This is a genomic window from Pseudomonas fluorescens (assembly GCF_001708445.1).
Classification (GTDB): Bacteria; Pseudomonadota; Gammaproteobacteria; order Pseudomonadales; family Pseudomonadaceae; genus Aquipseudomonas; species Aquipseudomonas gorinensis.
The window spans coordinates 5,614,381-5,633,508 of the sequence record NZ_CP015637.1; the positions used below are offsets into that span (position 1 = coordinate 5,614,381).

Below are 19,128 nucleotides of genomic sequence, written 5' to 3' on the forward strand. Positions count from 1 at the left end.
GGCGCTCCTATCACTGCTGCAGCCCTGCTCGCACGGGCCTTTGCGGTTTTCCCCCTAGTGACAATCGGCGTGACAAACACCGAAAAATCACCAGCAACAGCGATGCCAATGATGGTGCCGCAGCCCATGAAATGGACTGCACCTGACTGACAGTCAGGCATGCCCCAGTCATCACCTCGCTGCCTTCACCCGACTCAGGATCTCGCGGCATTGGTCTCGTCAGCCAGTGCAGCCTCCACCCGCCCACTTCTTCGGAGGTGTTCAGGAGGCCAGGTCATGAGATGCCCAAGCTCCCGGTCGTAAGGAGCCGTCAGTCCCGCGTAAGTGGACAAACCTCACACAGGTCGCAGGGGCCTTGATCCCTGATAACACTCAACAACCGTGGCGGGATAAGTGAGGACAAAGTCGATAACCTCAGGAGAATAGCGATGCAACTGTGCGAAGCATTCGAGCCACCACAACCCTTGCTGGAATACCTGCAGTCGCCACTGCCCTACCCGGTCGAAGCACTCGGGAATCTGTTGGGCCCTGCGGTTGAACGACTGGCCGAAGTGATCGGCGTGCCCTGCGCCATGGCTGCACAATCGGTGCTGGCCAGCGCTGCCCTAGTAAGTCAGGGTCATGCCAATGTCCACCTCGACGGACGAACCTATCCGTTGTCGCTATACCTACTGACGGTGGCGTCCTCGGGTGATCGAAAAAGCGCGGTGGATCACCTGGCACTGAAGGCGGCGCGCGACTGGGAACGACAGCAGTGGACCCTGTATACGGAAAAGCTCATAACCTATCGCGCCGCCAGCAACATCATGACCAAACCCAAAACAACAAAGAAACGCGCGGAGGTGGAAGGCGGTGAGCTATCCGAGCCGGTACCGCCGAGACTGATCATTACCGAGCCCACCATCGAAGCGTTGATCAAAAGCCTGTGCCACGGCTTGCCCAGCATGGGATTGTTCAATGATGAAGGTGGCCAATTCTTGGGCAGCAGCACCATGAGCAAAGAGAACCTGCTTAAGGCGATTACCACCTTGTCGACACTGTGGGATGGCAGCCCGATCGACCGGGCGCGCTCCATGGCTGGAGAAAGCCTGCGCGCCTATGACCGCCGCCTCAGCCTGCATTTGATGCTGCAGCCTTACTTGGCCAACCAGCTACTCAAAGACTCGGTGATCAAAGGCCAAGGCATCCTGGGCCGCTGCCTGATCAGCTGGCCCGAACGTCTGGTCGGTCAGCGCTTGTACAAGGCAGTCGACCTGACGCGAGATGCCAAGGTTCAGCGCTACCAAACGCGCATTACCACCCTACTGGATAAGCCACTGTCGCTGCACAAAGACGGTTCACTTAACCCCGCCAGGCTGGAACTGACGCCCAGCGCTCGCACTGCCTGGATTGATATTCACGACACCATCGAATGCCAGTCTGGCGAGTTCGGTGAACTGGCAGGAGTCCAATCCGTCGCAGGAAAAGCAGCGGCCAATGTGCTGCGCATCGCCGGTGTGCTCGCGGTAATTGAAGATGCGAATGTAGTGAGTGAGGCCCATATTCAACGCGCCTCAACACTGATGGATTACTACCTGGCGGAGATCCAGCGCCTGACCGAACAAGAGCCAATCAACACTTTACGTGAGGAGGCGGATCGACTGCTACGCTGGCTGACGCAAAAAGGCTGGACCCAATTCACCATCCGCGATCTCAATCGCAACGGCCCTCGCTTTGCCCGCAAGAGCAGCCATCACACCGCCACACTGCTCGTCGAGCTGATCACGCATAACTGGCTGAACAGTCGCGATGCCAAAACTTTCGAGGTCCGCCATGTTTCGCCTCAATGACGCGGTGCGCTGCTACCAGGCGCAACATCAATCGCAATCAGAAACACGGTGTGTCGCCGCTTCTGTCGCCACCTTGTCGCCACGCGCCAGGCCAGGAATGACGCGGGTTGTCGCCACTGTCGCCGCTGTCGCCACACCACCTCTTGCCCCTGCCGACATCGCCATACTGATCGAGCAACTGCGTGAAGAAGGAGCACTGCTGGAACACCAGGAGAACGCCCTCCTGATCCGCCCGACACACTGGCAGCAGGTGGACAGGCTCAGCCCCCACTGGAAAGCCCTGCTGCTCTTTTTGCAAACAAACGAAAACGGTGATGACGATGGCACTGGTCGGTCGGCGTGATGGTCGCAACTTTGGCTATGGCCGCCAGCTGAGCTACGCCGGCCCACAAGCGCTAAACGATTTGTTTGCCGGCGGCCACTTCGCCACGGTCAAAGCGCATAGCGATCGCTGGCAAGCGTTCGTGCGTTGGTGTCGATCAGTGGACGGCCCCGGTTACAACGATGCACGTCAGATCGATCGACGGACGCTGCAAGACTACGCCGCGTACCTGCGCCTGCAGATCCAGCAAGGTGAACTCTGCATCGCGACCGCGCAGAACCGCCTAAGCAGCGTCAACCGAACCCTCGCTGCGCTCCGCGGTGATCAGGACGTGAGGATCGCCAGCCCGAGCCAGGCGTTGGGACAGCAGCGCTCGAACGTACGCACCCGCGCGCCGGATGGCCAAGACCGCCAACAAGTGCAGCGAGTGATTGAGGCGCTTGGCGAACAGCACCACGAGCGGGTGGCGGCAATTGTTCTGTTGGCCCGAACAACCGGTATGCGCCTGCGCGAAGCGATCCTGGCTGACCTACCACGACTGCAACGCGAAGCCGAACACTTGGGCCGTATCAACATCCAGGACGGCACCAAAGGCGGCCGCTCAGGGGCATCAGCGCCGCGATGGATCAATGCTAATGAAGAGGTGAAGGTGGCGCTACAGCTCGCCCGAAATGCGTCGCCGCCCCGCAGCCGCAACTTGCTGGCCCGAGGCGAAAGCTACGCCGCATTCCTGCAACAGACCGTACTCCCCGCCCGCGAAGTGCTACATGAACAAGGGCTGAAGGGCTTTCATGAACTGCGAGCGGCCTATGCCTGCGAGCGTTACGAACAGCTCACTGGCCACGCGGCCCCAGTCAATGGTGGCCACTGCTATCGAATTGACCGCGACCTTGATCAACGGGCGCGCCAACAAATCAGCCTTGAGCTCGGGCATAACCGGATTGATGTGGTTTCGGCTTACATTGGAGGTAGAGCGTGACCAAGCCCTTCGATATGGCGCTGTTCCTGAGCGGCGTACTGACCGGCTCGAAGATCACGCAGCAACGCCACCTATGCCAAGCCCGAATCATGCAGGCGGCCATACAACAGCGATGGCAACGCGATAATCCCTGGACCTGGCAGCTCAAGCATGTGCGCTGGTTTTTCACTCAGCACCTGAAGGATCATTCCGACGCCACCCGGTATTACTATCGCCTCACCACCCTATTGATCTGGAAACGATTAGGGAATCACCGAGAAATGCTGATCCAACGCTCGAATAGAGCCCCTTGGAAGCAGCGTCGTTTCTAGGCATGATACTGCATGTGGCCAGCATTACGACATCGAGTGCTGTTAGTTTCCGTTTAGGCGATAGGGATATGGAAGTAGCGATAAGGGTGATGTCTCGCGGACAGGAAATCGACCGCATCATGCGCCCCCTCAGAATGGATGGGGGGCGGCCTGCCGTCACCTACAGAAAATTGCTCTGGCCAGTAGAAGACGGCTGTATCCATATCGAAACCGAACACGATGCGGCCCTCTACCATGTGAGTACGAAGCTTGACGACTGGGTGGAGCTTGTCACGCGCGTACTACCAGAGTCACTCCCAACTCACATCGATGAGTGTGCAGAACTACTTCGTGCCTGCTTCCGGGAAAATCTGCCTCATGGCGTTATACGCGCATCTTCCTCGCTGGTATCTGTTGGCCTAGAGAATGAAGCGCGCGACCTGCTAGTAGATTTCCTGCGCGAAAAGCACGACTCAGAACGCCTGAGCAAGCTGATACAGATGCAGCTGCTTTTCAGCGAAAGATCCAGCACCCCGCTCCCCCCTACGAATACAAATCCATCTGCTGAAAATACAGAGTCTGAGATCGATACAGCCATATCCATCGAAGATGTGAAAACACTGGACTGGGATTGGATACCAGCAGATGAGGCGCAAAAACCAGAAGTAGATGACCAAGTCCTGAGAACACAGGCCGAATGCACCCAAGAAACTATAGGTGCCTACCGCACCATAGAACGTGGCGCAGTGATTTCGGGCCTCGCCGAATCTCTGAGCGAATCAGTATGGGTCGAAGAGCTTCTTCTACCGCCACAAGGTCGCACTTCCTCACTTGGGGAGAACACGCTTTTGGAGCGTACGGCAAAACTCGGAACCATCGCATTGGACCTATTGAGATACTTTGCAGACAACCCGGGGGACCGAGCTGCCCACGCTGAATTGGTACTTGGATACCCTGTCGCGGATATCAACAAACTACTTACGGGCTCCCTAAGCCACTACCTGAAGAGAAGCGGGCCAGGTGGATGGGAATGCCACCCGTGGGCTTTAAGCATTCTAACCGCCCTCGACGAAGCCTTGTGAACGCATCAGAGCGCAGGGATGCTCACTGGCAATCTGCCGCACTACTCAAGAGCCCTCAGGCGCTCAAGCAACGCAAGCAGGGCGGTCTCAGGATGTCTGAGCTCGCACTCCCACAAGACCAGAACGTTCCATCCATCACTCTCCAACCTCTGCAATACCGTCAAGTCTCTTTCAACATTGGATTGAAGCTTGGCCGCCCAGAAATCGACTCGTGTCTTGGGCAAGACAGCATATTTACATCCAGCATGGCGATGCCAAAAACACCCATGTACAAAAATACAGACCCTGAGTCTAGACAGTATAATATCCGGTTTTCCCGGCAGGTCTTTGCGATAAAGTCGGAACCGGTAGCCATGGGCGTGCAGAAAGCGCCTGACTGTCATTTCCGGCTTGGTGCCCTTCCCTTTGATGCCAGCCATCATGCGGGATCTTGTGGCGCGGTCGACGACATCCATTTAGTACTTCCTCAAAACAGCGTGGTTTCATGAGTCGTAGCTATCCCATCCAGGTCGTGGATCTCTTTGCTGGCCCAGGCGGTCTCGGAGAGGGCTTTTCCTCTCACTCCAGCAACAATGCTGAGACCTTCGAGATCAAGGTCTCAGCCGAGATGGAGATCTCGGCTCGCTCCACTCTGCGACTCCGGGCTTTCTACCGGCTGCTGAAAAACAAACAACCCGAGGCCCTAGAGGATTATTACAACTTTTGCGAAACAGCAGATGTAGCGGAGCCCTACACAAACAGAAGTCTTGAGGCCTGGAAGCATGCTGACAACGAGGCGCAGCTGCTGGAGCTGGGTACAGAAGAAGGCAACATCCGGCTCGACAGAATGCTGGAACATCGCCTCGACGAAACCAAACCATGGGTTCTGATCGGCGGCCCACCATGCCAGGCCTACTCAATCGTCGGGCGTGCAAGAAATCGCGGAAAACTGGACTATCGAGCAGAGGACGATCATCGACACTTTCTCTATCGTGAATACCTGAGGATCATTCAAAAGAAAAGACCCGCAGTCTTCGTGATGGAGAACGTGAAAGGGATTCTTTCATCGAAAGTAGCTGGCGAGCAGATGTTTCCACAGATCCTGCGAGACCTCGCTGACCCGGACGCAGCATTGGGAGAAAGCGAAAACGGGCCAAAGTACAGGATCTGTTCGCTGGTAGCCGATGACATCTACGAAAGCGGAGCTGACCCGGACAGCATCGAACCAAGCAACTACATCATTCGGGCCGAGAACTACGGCGTTCCTCAGGCCAGGCATCGAGTGATACTTCTCGGTGTTTCCGAGGAGTATCTAAACGCTCTTGGAGATCACAAGCTATCACCAGCCCAAGGACCATCAATAGACAAGGTCATCGGCTGCCTACCGCCCTTGCGAAGCACTCTTACCAAAGTAAAGGACTCTCCTGATGTCTGGGCAGATACCGTGCGTGAGCATCTGAGGGAGCTGAACCAGGAGTGCCTTCTACAGGTACCCGATACGCCTGAAAGACTAGGTCTAGCCACAAAACTCGGCATTCTCGCCAGCAGCTACGATGGTAGAGACCTGAACTCGGGAGGGTTACGTGTTCTCAAAAAGAGTGCATGGAATGGCGTGACAGGCACCCACCTCGATAGCTGGCTGCAGGATCCTCGGCTCAAGTATTGGCTCAATCATGAAGCACGAGGGCACATGAGCTCCGATCTGCGTAGATACGTTTACGCTACCGCCTTTGCCGAGACATACAAGGACTCGCCCAAAGGCCACCATGACTTCAACCTGCCAGGACTCGAACCAGACCATAAAAACTGGAAGACCGGAAAGTTCAGCGACCGCTTCCGGGTACAGAGATCGGGCATTCCCTCCACGACGATAACCAGCCATATCGCCAAGGACGGTCACTACTTTATTCATTATGATCCCAGACAATGCAGAAGCCTGACTGTCCGCGAGGCCGCCCGACTGCAAACTTTCCCTGACAACTATTTCTTTCTCGGAAACAGAACGCAGCAATTCCATCAAGTGGGCAACGCAGTTCCACCACTTCTGGCTCGACAGATTGCAGATGTTGTAGCGCGCATTATCAGAAACGGAAAAGACACGAGATAGAGTCAATCCAGGCACTACATGCTCGACAGGGAGAGTTCACTTGCCACCGTCATTCAAGAGTCGAAATGCCCCTCCAAAGGCCAGCGCAATGGTCGAGGCACTGCGTGGGCTTGGCTACAACACACAGACAGCACTGGCCGACATTATCGACAACAGTGTAGCGGCAGGTGCGTCGGAAGTCAGAGTCGAACTCATCTGGGCAGAGACAGAGAGCCGAATTACCTGCCTAGACAACGGCACTGGAATGTCAGCAGCCGGGCTTGATCTTGCCATGAGACTGGGCGAGCGAAACCCGCTAGAGGAGCGATCAAAGTCTGATCTTGGTCGTTTTGGCCTTGGACTCAAGACCGCTTCCTTCTCACAGTGTCGCAGGCTGACTGTAGCGACAATCGGCACCGACAACATGCAGTCTCTACGCTGGGACCTCGACTACCTAGCCAATAGCCATGATGGCGGCTGGCACCTTCTAGAGGGCCCCCACCCAGGCTCGGAGAAATGTCTGGAGCCTCTTTCTGATGCAGGCAAAGGAACAATGGTGCTGTGGGAGGAACTAGACAGAATTATTACGCCAGGAAGTACGGTTCAGGACTTTCTTAACCTTGCCGACAAGGTGGAGCAGCATCTCGGAATGGTCTTTCACCGATACCTTGAAGGAAGCAGGCCCCGCCTCAGAGTTCTGCTCAATGGTCAGCCCGTAAGGCCTTGGGATCCCTTTATGACGGACCATCCGGGAAAGCCATACAACCCTCCCGTATTCAAACATCCATCCATCAGAGGTATCGAGGCCGAATGTCATGTCCTACCGCACAAGGACATGCTTTCGCCTGAAGACTTCGAGCGCTTGGGCGGCCCTGATGGCTGGACAGCGCAACAGGGATTCTACGTTTATCGCAACGAACGCCTTCTGGTAGCAGGCAGCTGGCTTGGGCTGGGAACCGGTAGATCTTGGACAAAAGACGAAGCCCATCGCCTGGCCAGAATCCGGATTGATATCCCGAACTCTGCAGATGCCGACTGGAAAATCGATATCAGGAAGTCCACAGCACGGCCCCCCATCTATCTTAGAGACTGGTTGACCAGCTTAGCCGAAGCGACCCGTGCCCGCGCCAGACGAGCTTTTGCCCATAGAGGACGACCAACATTGCTTGGCAACAAGCAGGTTGCTGAAGCATGGAAGGTCGAACGGCTCGCCAGTGGAATGCGATACAGAATAGATAGCGACCACCCTGCAGTAAGAGACGTTCTGGATGAAGCAGGAACATTGCTCCCCCAGATCAAGGCAATGCTGCGAGTTATCGAAGAAACCGTTCCTGTCCAGCGGATATGGATTGATACGGCAGAAAACAAGGATACCCCGTGTACGGGGTTCGAGAAGGCACCATCCAGCGAGGTCAGTGAGATTCTGATGGTCATGTACCGCGGCATGGTCGAGAGGAAGGGATACTCAGCCTCCTCCGCCAAGGAACAACTCCGAGCGACAGAACCCTTCCATGCCTTCCCTTACTTGGTAGATGCTCTGCCTGACAATTTATAAGGAGTCGTAGCGAATGTCCGAGGACAACAAATGGAGTGTGGTCAAAATCGTCCAGGAAATGCTTGCAGACGAACAGGACAAGTCAGCAATTACTCCGACCCTGATTTCGCAAAAGATCGACATGGTGCTGAAGATCATGCCGAACAAGGCAGAAGGGCTCGACCGCACCGCTGTCACTGACGAACTCATTAGGCGATTCAGTATCTGGGTTGGTGATGATTCGTCGCTTGTCGATATGGCCGGGCACATACCCTGGCTTACCAGCGAGCGAAAGAAGGAGTGGCGCTACTGGCGGCGATACAGAGAATGGCAGGAGAAGAAACTGCCATGGAGCGCTATAGAAGCACTCGACAAGACAACCGACAACATCCTCTCGATGCTCGAAGATCCGAAACGCGAAGGCTCATGGGATCGTCGCGGTATGGTGGTTGGTCATGTGCAGTCAGGAAAGACAGGGAACTATACGGGCCTGATCTGCAAGGCAGCCGATGCTGGCTACAAGATAATCATCGTACTGGCAGGCCTTCACAACAACCTGCGTTCCCAAACGCAAATGCGACTGGATGAAGGATTTCTTGGCTACGAGACCAGCCCCATTGAGGGTGAAGGCAACGTTGCAATTGGAGTAGGAAAGATTGATCCTTCACCGGCTCTACGCCCGCAGTACGTAACCAATAGGACAGAGACAGGTGACTTCAATACCAAGTTCGTAAAGAACCTTGGCGTATCGCCTGAACAGAAGCCGTGGCTTTTCGTAGTAAAGAAGAACAAGACAGTCCTACAGCGCCTTTTGAAGTGGATTCACAAACATGTGGCTGAAACGACAGACCCGGAGACTGGCCGCCCACTGGTAACGCATCTCCCCCTTCTGATCGTTGACGACGAGGCGGACCATGCATCAGTGGATACAGGAGAGAAAGTTGTCGACGACAACGGCCAGCCGGACCTTGAACACGAGCCAACGGCAATCAACAGCCTCATTCGCCAAATATTGCACTCCTTTTCAAGGAAGGCCTATATCGGCTACACCGCCACGCCGTTTGCGAACATCTATATCCATGAACAAGGCGAAACCACCAAGGAAGGACCAGACCTGTTCCCGGCAGCATTTATCACCAATCTCTCAGCCCCATCCAGTTACGTAGGTCCATCAAGAGTCTTCGGGCTGGCTAGCGAAAATGGGCGACTCGGTGCGCTCGATCTGGTTCGCCCGGTCACGGACCAATGCTCGGAAGATGGCAAGAGTGGCTGGATGCCTGTTAGTCACAAAAGCAGTCATACGCCCCCAGATATCATGCCGCCCTCACTTATCGAGGCAATACAGGCATTCATCCTTGCATGCACAATTCGACAACTTCGTGGTCAGGGAGCAGAGCACAGCTCCATGCTGGTTCACGTTACCCGCTTCAACCTTGTTCAGCAGCATGTACACGGACAAGTCTACGATTACGTGATGCATTTGAAACAGCGTCTCAGACGACGCATTGATCATCAGGGCGCTCTATCCGAACTGCGTAGCCTGTGGAGCCGTGACTTCCTGTCAACTAGCGACAGCGTTGAAAAGCAAACGTCGGAGTCGCCTCACCGCACAATTACAGACTGGATTGAGATAGAACAGGCTCTACCGGATCTGCTGGAGCAGATCGATGTGCGCATGATCAATGGTACGGCAAAGGATGCATTGGACTATGCCGACAGCGCCACGGGACTAAAAGTCATTGCCATCGGCGGTGACAAACTGGCACGTGGGCTTACGCTTGAGGGACTATGCGTCAGCTACTTTCTCCGCGCCTCCAAGATGTACGACACACTGATGCAAATGGGCCGCTGGTTTGGCTATCGACCAGGCTACCTAGATTTGTGTCGCCTTTACACCACGGAAGATCTTGTCGAATGGTTCGAACACATTGCCGATGCTGCCGAAGAGCTTAGAGCCGAATTCGACTTCATGATGGATAGCGGCCTTACGCCACGCGACTATGGTCTCAAGGTAGTGTCCCATCCCGTGTTGATGGTCACATCACCGCTGAAAATGCGGACGGCAAAAACCCTGCATCTGTCTTTCAGCGGTGACATTGTCGAAACGGTCAGTTTCTTCAAAAACCCTGCAAAGCTCGAACAGAACCTGGGTGCTTTCAACTTCCTTGCCGATAGCTTGGGAATGCCGTCCTTAATCCCTTCTCAGAGCCGAAATGGCCGAAAAGACAACTGGAACGGTGTGAATTGGGTTGATGTTCCGGTGCAGCCGGTAGTCGACTTTCTAAGGTCGTATCAAACGCACCCGGATTCCCGGAAGGTTAGAAGCGATCTACTCGCGAACTTCATAGAGGAAATGAGTCGCATCGGCGAGCTTACCTCTTGGACTGTTGCCGTAATCGGTGGTGGTGTTGCGGAGACGGAGAACGTTGCGGGCTTTCAGATCAAACGCATGAAGCGAAAAAACAAATCTCTGGATACTGACGATAAGTATTCCATTGGCCGCCTGCTGTCACCTCAGGACGAGGCGCTGGATATCGATGAGCCGGCATGGAATGCCGCACTTGAGTTGACGCAGAAAAGCTGGAAACCCGACCCGGGTCGCTCAAGAGGCAGAGAATTGCCTGAGGTTCCAAGCGGCCCCTACATCAGACGTATCCGTGGCCTTGGGGCCGACACCGTAGTCCCCGCCCCCGAAAGAGGGCTGCTGCTGATATCTATTCTCGACCCGGAGCAATCTGACGTTTCAGGCGTTAAAACTCCTATCATTGCATTTGCTATCAGCTTTCCTTCGAGCCATGCGGGGAAATCAGTCCCCTATGTCGTCACAAACCTTCTGTGGGAGCAGCAATATGGCGGCGCTGAGTAGCACCGAAATTCTGGGTACCTGGAGGGCGCTTCCCGGTAACGCATCGATCCCCGGATGGAGATCCATAGATCTCTTTCAGTCAGGCACCTGTCGAGTAAAAGCCGCCAGGCATGCTCCCGGAAATGAAGAGGCCATTCTGATTGGGTTTTCGAGTGCCAAGTTAGCTCCGACCTCACAGCTACCCCAAGGACAGGGATTTCGCATGGAAAGAGCGACTCTTGGCGAGACTGCTGGCGAATATCAATGGCTTGCAGTCGTTCGCCAATCTGCGGGCAATCTTGAACTGTTTGCCACTGTTGTGACGGATGTCTGCGGGCTTATTGACTCATCCGATAGCTACCCTGAAGAGCTGCTGTATCAACGGCTGCTTGGAAGGGTACGCGGATGGCAGGAGTTCATGCGCAGGGGCCGTGAAGGACTTAGCGTCGAGGCCGAACTGGGGCTTGTAGGTGAGATCTGCCTGCTGCGCTACCTTTTTGATGAAGGCGTACCGCTTTTCTCTGCAGTTGATGGATGGAAAGGACCGCTCGACGGCCTGCATGACTTCCAACTGGGGACAGGTGCAATAGAGGTCAAATCAACAATGGCCACGGAAGGCTTTCCAGTAAGGATTGCCTCTTTGGACCAGTTGGACGACTCCCAGTGCCCGCCACTCTTCCTTGCAGCGCTCCGCTTTGGATCGAACGAGTCGGGCATAACGCTTCCCGAGTACGTATCGAATACTCGCCATCTTCTGGAGCCCGATCCTGCAGCGACAAGACTTTTCGAGCAGGCACTCCTTCATGTCGGCTATCTGGACATGCAGGCAGAAACCTACACACGTCGTTTTTCGCTAGGCGAGATCAGGATCCATCTCGTGGATTCGGAATTTCCTAAGCTGACACCTTTCAACATCCCTACACCTATTCGCCGAGCGCAGTATGAACTCGATCTGGCATTGCTTCCGGTCGATAACTGCCCTCTTTCGGATGTGCTTGAGAAACTTGGAGTCATTTGATGGAACTTGTGGACTTTCTGCGAGAAACGCAGGCATCAATCAGAGAAGAAATAGAGAAAGATGTTGCTCCAGGTGCAGCGCCGGTTCCTGCCGAGGCCGTTTTCACCGAGCAGGTAATGACACATATGGCAGATGAAGGCATCACCTTTGAGCCAACGGTCTGTCATTACGAGGCAAAAGTCGGAGGCAGCATCGGCGGGAAAAGCGCGGCCTATAAGGTCAGAATCAGTGGCTACTCGGTGTCCGAAACCACAGACGAAAATGGAAGCCCCGACAGGCTCGATCTTTTTGTCAGTCTCTATAAGGCACTGGACGAAATCGAATCCCTTCCCGACCAAGAAGTAGGCAAGGCGGCAAAAGAAGGCCTGCAGTTCCTCAGGTTCTGCGCAACCGGGCAACTAGCCGGAAAGCTCGATGAAACCAATGATGCCTACGCGCTGGTAACGGAAGTCGAACGTATCTTCAAGACACTCGACAGCATAAGGATCTTCATAATTACTGACGCGCTGGTCAAAACAAGGACCTACGCCCCCCATGATGTCGAAGGCAAGCAGGTCCGACTTGAAGTCATGGATATTCAGCGCTTGTTTAACCATTGGCAACAAGGCCGACCGCGCGATGAACTAATAGTCAATTTTCAGGACCTCTGCGGAACAGCGCTACCAAGCGTATGGGTTCCGGGCTCAGGTGACGACGAGTATGACTATGCTCTGACAGCAGTACCTGGTGAGGCACTACGCTTTCTCTACGAAAAATACGGCCCGCGTATTCTTGAAGCCAACGTACGCTCATTCCTTGGGGTAAACAGCAAAGGAGTGAACAAGGGGATTCGCGACAGTCTGCGGAATAATCCTGACCGTTTCATGGCATACAACAATGGCATCGTTGTTGTGGCCGATGCCGCCAAACTGGACCGCGCTAAAGATGGATCAACGGGCATCCTGTGGCTGCAGGGTATGCAAATAGTTAACGGCGGGCAGACGACTGCCTCCATCTACTTCGCCAAGAAGAAAAATCCTGAGATAGATCTGAGTAACGTACGAGTCCCAGCCAAGATCATCGTGCTGCGAAATGGGCAAGGCGATGACGAAGAGCTGATCTCGAATATTTCTCGCTATGCCAACAGCCAGAATGTCGTCAAGCAGTCAGACCTTTCCGCCAACAAGCCATTCCACCGTGAGTTGGAGAAACTGTCCATGCGCACATATTGTCCGGATGGTGTGGGCCGCTGGTTCTACGAACGATCAGCAGGAAGCTACAAGGTGATGCTGGAAAAGGAGGCGACTACACCTGCTCAAAAGAAAAAACTGCAGGTTGCCATCCCGACATTCCGCAAGATCACCAAGCCTGATCTAGCGAAGTTTCTGCTCACTTGGGAGCAAAAACCTCATGTTGTTGGACTGGGTAGCCAGAAGAATTTTCAGGCATTCATGGATGAGCTAGCCGAACGAGAGGGCGCTGGGGGAAATGTGATCCCGGACCAAGAGCAGTTCAAAGAAATGATTGCAAAGGCAATCCTCTTCAAGTCTGCCCAGAAGATTATCAGACCCTTGTTCCCCGCATTCCAAGGCAACATCACGGTCTACACGGTCTCGGTGCTCGCGCTTAAAATGGGTAATAATTTCAACTTTCAACGTGTCTGGCAGGAGCAAGCCATTTCACTACAGCTGCAAAGACAACTAGCAACTTGGGCGCATGAGGTAAATGAAGCACTTCATCGCGGCGCTGGTGGAAAAATGATCTCCGAATGGGCCAAGAAACAAGAGTGCTGGGGACAGGTAAGCGATACTCGCTATTCTGAATTAGAGAAAAACATCCCAGAGCACTTCATCCCTGAAACTTTAAAGTGAGGAAAACAAACCTGCAATTTGGAAGCAGGTGCAACAGATGACTACGTAGTAGATATAACCCCCCAAAAAAATAGTCTAGAATCGCTGAAATTTTACCTTTTCAAAGACAATTTTATGACAAAAAACCTTGAAATATCTGTAGAACAGCTTTATTAAGCACAGCCCAGACAGCCACCCCAAAGACTTCCGTCAACACGAGTTTAATTTTATAGGGATATTAAATATGGACCTTTCAGCGGAGCAAAATTTAAGAAACCTAGCCGACTCAGAGCTAATACGAATACTAGATTCACTCCCTAAAGATCCAATATCAAAAATGACCTTATTCATAGACATGATGAGGTTTCTAGATTATTTTACCGTATATAAAGACTCGCTACCTAAGGAGCAAATAACTTCAACCTCAGAGTCAGAGCTATATAGACTTGGCTGGGGAATGGCCATAAAGCATTTTTTTGTAGACATCGGAAAGCCGGGAATACCAGTTAGGGAAAGTACTACCGAAACAAGAAAAATTGCAGCTCAAGTATTGTATCGACTAGGGGCGATCGCCTTCCTAAAAAACATTTCAGACTTAAACTGTACCGGACTGATAGATATCCACACCTCCACTGACCAAATAACAGTGACCGCACGAGAAGAGATCACATATCAACTTATGGATGCACTACAGTCCACATACGCATCTCAAATCGATCTAGCGGTAAGAAAAAACACAACCGGCTTCTCGAATGGATGGAAAGTTTTTAGCTTTGATGAAGAACCCGATGAAATAAAGGCTGTTGGTGCATTCTATGGCTTCAATAATTCCAGCCTACACAAAGACAAAAAAATTGAAAATGTAAGAATACTGATGGAACCATTGATATTCCCTCATGACTTGGGACATGGAGTCATGATGGGGTACGGTGCTGACCCTCGAGTCGATAATCATTTCTTCTCTTTAGCCCTTGACTGGATAAGAGAGGCACGAGACCAAGCAGGGCTTCATCCTAGTGTAAAAATCAACGGAATAAGCGCCGTACACATCATAGTCGTCACTGCTGTGATCATAGCACTGCATACTAAACACATTACATTTGCAGATATAGCACTCCATAAAATAAAGGAAATATCAATACCGCAAAGCCTGACCATCTGGACCACGCAAAGTGACCTTATAGATGCAGTTATGGCTCATACAGGCTTCGAGAAAGACCTGACATCTGAAATTCTCGACATAATATCTTTTAAAATATCAGACCTTTCCACATTCAAAAGCGGCAGTTATATTTCACCACTACTACTTGACATGGGTAATGGAATGTTTCTTCGGCCCGTCGCCAGCATACTCAGAAACCCCTTTCATTCAATGATTGAACTACTCACGCAAAGAGACATAAATACAACCAACGCTATCGCGCTCCCTAGAGAAGATTGGCTTAGAAGCTACATTTATTACATGTTCATGGGAAATCGATACAAGCGGGTAACAGGAAACATTAAGTTACGAAATGCAGGACGAACAATTACTGATCTAGACGGCGCTATTTATGATACTGTTTCAGGAAACCTTGCGCTCTTTCAATTGAAGTGGCAGGACTATTTTGTTTTTGATGTTAAAAAGCTTCGAAGCAAGGCAAAAAATCTTGCTTCCGAGATAGATTCGTGGGGGGAGGCTGTAGAATCATGGCTGAAAGATAAAAGTTCAGATGAACTCGTAAAAACGCTGCGACTGAAGCTTCCAGAAGGAAGGTCAATTACCAGAATTTATCTTTTTGGAATTTCTTGGTCGGCCTTCCGTGTTCAAGGGTATGGCTACAGCCGCGAGGCCAGCCATGTAGCCTGTTGTAACCTTCCAATGTTTCGTCGAGTTCGCTACAGCATTGGGAAAAGTATTGATGTATTTGGTGACATCTTTGAACAGCTATTAAAAGAACAGACGCACATAGATGAAAATATAAAAAAAGAGTCCTTAGATCTATATCTACCCGGGATAAAAGTGAGACTCAAAGACCTGTTCTTTAGTTACTGAATCCCCCCCGAATCTTGTCTGCGTGATCTGCTCTTGGTCGATTTCTGCTTGTCGTCATCGGCAGCTGTAGGCAGTTTACTGCCAATCATGGTTATGAAGCGTGCTGTCAGATCGACTGCAAAACGGGTGGTCACGTGGAGTGCTGTATTCCAATTGGTATTCCAATAAAAAAATTAAATCTATATAAATATTATAAATCAATATCTTGCCAGCCGGATTCAAATTACCCCGGCCCACCATTTGATCAACTAAAGACGTCCACGGACGTCTTTTTTGTGCCTGAAATCCAGTAAATACGGGGGTTTCAGGGCTACGGGGGGCTTTCGAAGTTTTTTCGAGTTCCAGGCGGTTTGATATTCCCAACGGTATTCCCAACTCCCCAGCGCAAATGCTGGGAATACCAAAAGGTGTCAAGGACTACCTCTCATGTACGCCCCCTCCGACCGCCGCTCAAGGCAGTCAAACCAAAAGACCAGGACTACGCCCTCACCGATGGCAACGGGCTCCAGCTGCGAGCCAGGGTCAATCGCTCGATGGGCAGACATCGACGTCAACAAACGCATCTGGACCATCCCTGCGGAGAGAATGAAAAAGCATCGTCTGCATACCATCCCGTTGACCGAACATGCACTCTCGCTAGTGGAAACGCCTAAGCCCCTGCCCGCCTATGCCCTTCAAACAAAGCCCCTGGCGCAATTCACTCTTGTACGGGGGCTCTGCGCAAAACCAACATCGCAATGAAAACCGCACCGACGCCCCCCACCGTGATCATCAATCCATGCTCGCTGATGTAGGACACTGTGGCCCCCGTGGCAATGGGCCCCAACACGCTGCCCAAGGTATAGAACATCGCAATGGCCGTCATGGCGGTGGACACTTGATGTTCTCCAACCCGGTCTCCCGCCTCGATCACTGCCAGGGTGTTCATGCCGCCAATGGCGCCTCCCCACAGGAACACGATAATCGTCGCCAACCAAGGAAGCGGCTGGCTGAACGGAATGGCCAGGGTGCCCAACAACAGTATCAAGCCGCAGACTAATTGGCCGACTTTGTACGAACTGCGGTCGGCCATCCAGCCGATCGGCAGTTGCAGGACGGTGCCGCCAATGCCGAACACCGATATCAGCAGGGTGGCGGCGGTCAACAGATAACCGGCCGAGAGGCTGTAGCCTGCCAGGAACGATACGGATGAGGTTTCCGAAAAGCCTGCGATAAACGCGCCACACAACGCCGTGGGGATGACGCTGAACAACTTGCCATGGCGTTTTTCCGCCGGAGTTTGCGGTCGCGTATCGTAGCCCCTGAGGGTAAAGGCCAGCGCACCGGATAACAACACGATCACGGCACAGGCGTAGTAAGGCGCGGCACTCCCGACGCCGAACACAACCAACAGCAGCGGGCCAACCGCAATACCCAGGCCCATCAAGGTCTCATGCACGCCGATCGCCCGGCCGCGCTCGTCTTTCGAGGCGACCGCGACGATCCACGTATCGCAGGCAATCCAGCGCAGGATCAAGCCAATACCGAGCACGAAGTTCAGCAAAAAAATCAGTACCAAATGGGTAGTCAAGGTCATGCCGATCAGCGCAGCAATCGTCAGTGCTGCGCTGAGGATATTCGTCTTGATGAGCCCCAGATGGGCCAGCAAACGCGGAACCCATTTGTAGAGCAACAGGATCGCCAACCATGAGGCACTGACAATCACCCCGATCTTTGCCGGCTCGACGTCTTGCTGTTCCAGCGAAAGCGAGAGCAGCGGAGTGACGGTACCAATCTGCACGATCTGCGACAGGGCCGAGAGGGTGTTTATCTTGGTGAGCGCAAACCAGCGTTGTTTGTCGGTGTACTCAATACTGGCATTTTCCATTCGTGACCGACCTTGGCTAGACAGCGGTAAAGTGTTCGAACTGCCACGGGCAGAGCTCACCTTCGGGCTTGTGGAATAGAGCATTGATGGTGTCCAGAGGCGTCCAGTCGGTCTGGATGCCTTCGAGACTTCCGAGGAAGGGTAGAGCAATTTCCAGCACCCGACGATGGTCCATCTGTTCCGGCTCGACGATTCCGCGGTCGGGGTTTTCGATGGCCCAAATGATGCCTGAGTACACACCGGCTGCCACTTGCAGGCTGGTGGCCGTGTTGAACGGGGCAATCTGCCGTGCCTCGTCGATGCTCAGGATCGAACCGTACCAATAGGCGTTCAGGGCATGGCCCATGAGCAGCACGCCAAGCGCGTCGACACCACCAGGGGCAATCTCATCGTTCAAAATCCGTTTACTGTCCTGGAGTTTCCAACCCCTTCCGACATATTCGTGCACCGACAGCAGTGCATCGTCGCAAGGGTGGTAGGCGTAATGCACCGTTGGCCGGTACAGCAGCACGCTGCCATCCTTAACCGTCAAAAAGTCGGGAAGCGAAATGGCTTCGTTGTGGGTGATCAGCAGACCCGTGCAGGGACCACCGTTGGGAGTCCAGGTTTTCACTGGCACCGAGGCACCGGGGCGCTCGAGGTAGATTGCATTATTTGAACCGAACGGGTGATGGCGAGCGAAGGGTGGCCAGGTTTTCTCATGGGACCCCCAGCCCAGTTCGGCGGGCTGTCCGGCTTCGCTGACGAACCCGTCGACTGACCAGGTGTTGACGAACTCGTCATCTGACTTGATGCGTGACGAGCGTTGAGTGTCGCGTTCAGCGATGTGTATCACCTTTACGTTCAGCGCCATCGCCAGTTCGCCCCAAGCCAAGCGCCCCTCGGCCTCAGGCACAGCCACGCCGAGTTTCGCGGCGAGCTCCAGTAATGCCGCTTTGACGAAATGCGAGACCAGGCCCGGGTTCGCACCGTGAGTCACGACCGCAGTAGGACCCGGCCCGAGCTCATCTCCAAGGGCCAGCAACTGGTCGCGCAACGCGTAATTGGAACGCTGCGAGGTGGTCAGAGTGGGTTCGTTGTACGTGCCCTCCCAGGGTTCGATGCAGGTATCGAGATACAGCGCGCCTTGAGCATGGGCAAACCTAATCAAATCAGCACTGCTCACATTGACCGATAGGTTGACGATGAAATCACCACGCTGGACCACATCGCGCAACACGTGCCCAAGATTCTCGGGCGTCAACGCCACGTCGATAAAACTTACCCCCAGTTCGACGAACGGCTGGTGTTGCTCTATCTGCGGAGCGATGACCACAACCGATGAGAGGTCGAATGTGCGCGCGCGGACCAGCAGCCCGATGGTCGCTTTGGTGATCGAGCCGAAGCCGATAAACACCCATTTTTTGCCGGAAAAACTCGCTTCCTTGCTCATT

Annotated in this window: 14 protein-coding genes and 1 pseudogene; 12 read left to right on the forward strand and 3 right to left on the reverse strand. The window is 53.5% G+C overall.

Annotated elements, in window-relative coordinates; all coding sequences use genetic code 11:
* The first annotated feature begins 428 nt into the window (after nt 1–428).
* From A7317_RS25015 to A7317_RS25035, 5 genes are all read left to right on the forward strand, one after another.
* Nucleotides 429–1,829, forward strand: coding sequence for a YfjI family protein (locus A7317_RS25015; protein WP_069077031.1), 1,401 nt, complete (start codon nt 429–431; stop codon nt 1,827–1,829).
* Nucleotides 1,813–2,172 carry a hypothetical protein gene (locus A7317_RS25020; RefSeq protein WP_069077032.1) on the forward strand — a complete coding sequence of 120 codons (360 nt, stop codon included), beginning with the start codon at nt 1,813–1,815 and terminating at the stop codon, nt 2,170–2,172. The genes A7317_RS25015 and A7317_RS25020 overlap by 17 nt, the downstream gene beginning before the upstream one ends.
* The gene (locus A7317_RS25025) at nt 2,150–3,130 is read left to right on the forward strand and encodes an integrase domain-containing protein (protein WP_069077456.1); all 981 of its coding nucleotides are present in this window, start codon (nt 2,150–2,152) and stop codon (nt 3,128–3,130) included. Before A7317_RS25020 ends, A7317_RS25025 begins: the two co-directional genes overlap by 23 nt.
* On the forward strand, nt 3,127–3,441 hold the full coding sequence (locus A7317_RS25030) for a hypothetical protein (protein WP_069077033.1): 315 nt from the start codon (nt 3,127–3,129) through the stop codon (nt 3,439–3,441). Before A7317_RS25025 ends, A7317_RS25030 begins: the two co-directional genes overlap by 4 nt.
* A 68-nt stretch (nt 3,442–3,509) precedes the next feature.
* Nucleotides 3,510–4,502: a hypothetical protein gene (locus A7317_RS25035; protein ID WP_069077457.1), complete on the forward strand. Its 993-nt coding sequence runs from the start codon at nt 3,510–3,512 to the stop codon at nt 4,500–4,502.
* A 41-nt stretch (nt 4,503–4,543) separates the two neighbouring features.
* Here A7317_RS25035 and A7317_RS25040 read toward each other — a convergent pair whose 3' ends face one another.
* Complete coding sequence (locus A7317_RS25040) at nt 4,544–4,957, reverse strand: very short patch repair endonuclease (RefSeq protein WP_069077034.1); 414 nt, start codon at nt 4,955–4,957, stop codon at nt 4,544–4,546.
* A 29-nt stretch (nt 4,958–4,986) separates the two neighbouring features.
* On the opposite strand from A7317_RS25040, the gene A7317_RS25045 reads away from it, so the two are divergent.
* From A7317_RS25045 to A7317_RS31240, 7 genes and pseudogenes are all read left to right on the forward strand, one after another.
* The gene (locus A7317_RS25045) at nt 4,987–6,588 is read left to right on the forward strand and encodes a DNA cytosine methyltransferase (protein ID WP_069077035.1); all 1,602 of its coding nucleotides are present in this window, start codon (nt 4,987–4,989) and stop codon (nt 6,586–6,588) included.
* 88 nt (nt 6,589–6,676) lie between these two features.
* Entirely contained in the window at nt 6,677–8,122 is a 1,446-nt protein-coding gene (locus A7317_RS25050; RefSeq protein ID WP_069077036.1) for an ATP-binding protein, read from the forward strand.
* 13 nt (nt 8,123–8,135) lie between these two features.
* A complete protein-coding gene (locus tag A7317_RS25055; RefSeq protein WP_069077037.1) occupies nt 8,136–10,967 on the forward strand; it encodes a Z1 domain-containing protein in 2,832 nt (943 codons plus the stop codon).
* Complete coding sequence (locus tag A7317_RS25060; RefSeq protein WP_069077038.1) at nt 10,951–11,964, forward strand: PD-(D/E)XK motif protein; 1,014 nt, start codon at nt 10,951–10,953, stop codon at nt 11,962–11,964. The genes A7317_RS25055 and A7317_RS25060 overlap by 17 nt, the downstream gene beginning before the upstream one ends.
* Complete coding sequence (locus A7317_RS25065; RefSeq protein WP_069077039.1) at nt 11,964–13,814, forward strand: AIPR family protein; 1,851 nt, start codon at nt 11,964–11,966, stop codon at nt 13,812–13,814. The genes A7317_RS25060 and A7317_RS25065 overlap by 1 nt, the downstream gene beginning before the upstream one ends.
* A gap of 223 nt (nt 13,815–14,037) precedes the next feature.
* Complete coding sequence (locus A7317_RS25070; protein WP_155766417.1) at nt 14,038–15,828, forward strand: hypothetical protein; 1,791 nt, start codon at nt 14,038–14,040, stop codon at nt 15,826–15,828.
* 471 nt (nt 15,829–16,299) lie between these two features.
* Nucleotides 16,300–16,485: pseudogene (locus A7317_RS31240) on the forward strand (hypothetical protein); the annotation flags it as partial.
* A 40-nt stretch (nt 16,486–16,525) separates the two neighbouring features.
* On the opposite strand, the gene A7317_RS25075 reads toward A7317_RS31240, so the two are convergent.
* Nucleotides 16,526–17,695, reverse strand: a complete 1,170-nt coding sequence (locus A7317_RS25075) for an MFS transporter (protein ID WP_069077041.1) — start codon at nt 17,693–17,695, stop codon at nt 16,526–16,528.
* Between the two features lie 16 nt (nt 17,696–17,711).
* The gene (locus A7317_RS25080; protein WP_069077042.1) at nt 17,712–19,127 is read right to left on the reverse strand and encodes a saccharopine dehydrogenase C-terminal domain-containing protein; all 1,416 of its coding nucleotides are present in this window, start codon (nt 19,125–19,127) and stop codon (nt 17,712–17,714) included.
* Nucleotide 19,128: the final 1 nt, after the last annotated feature.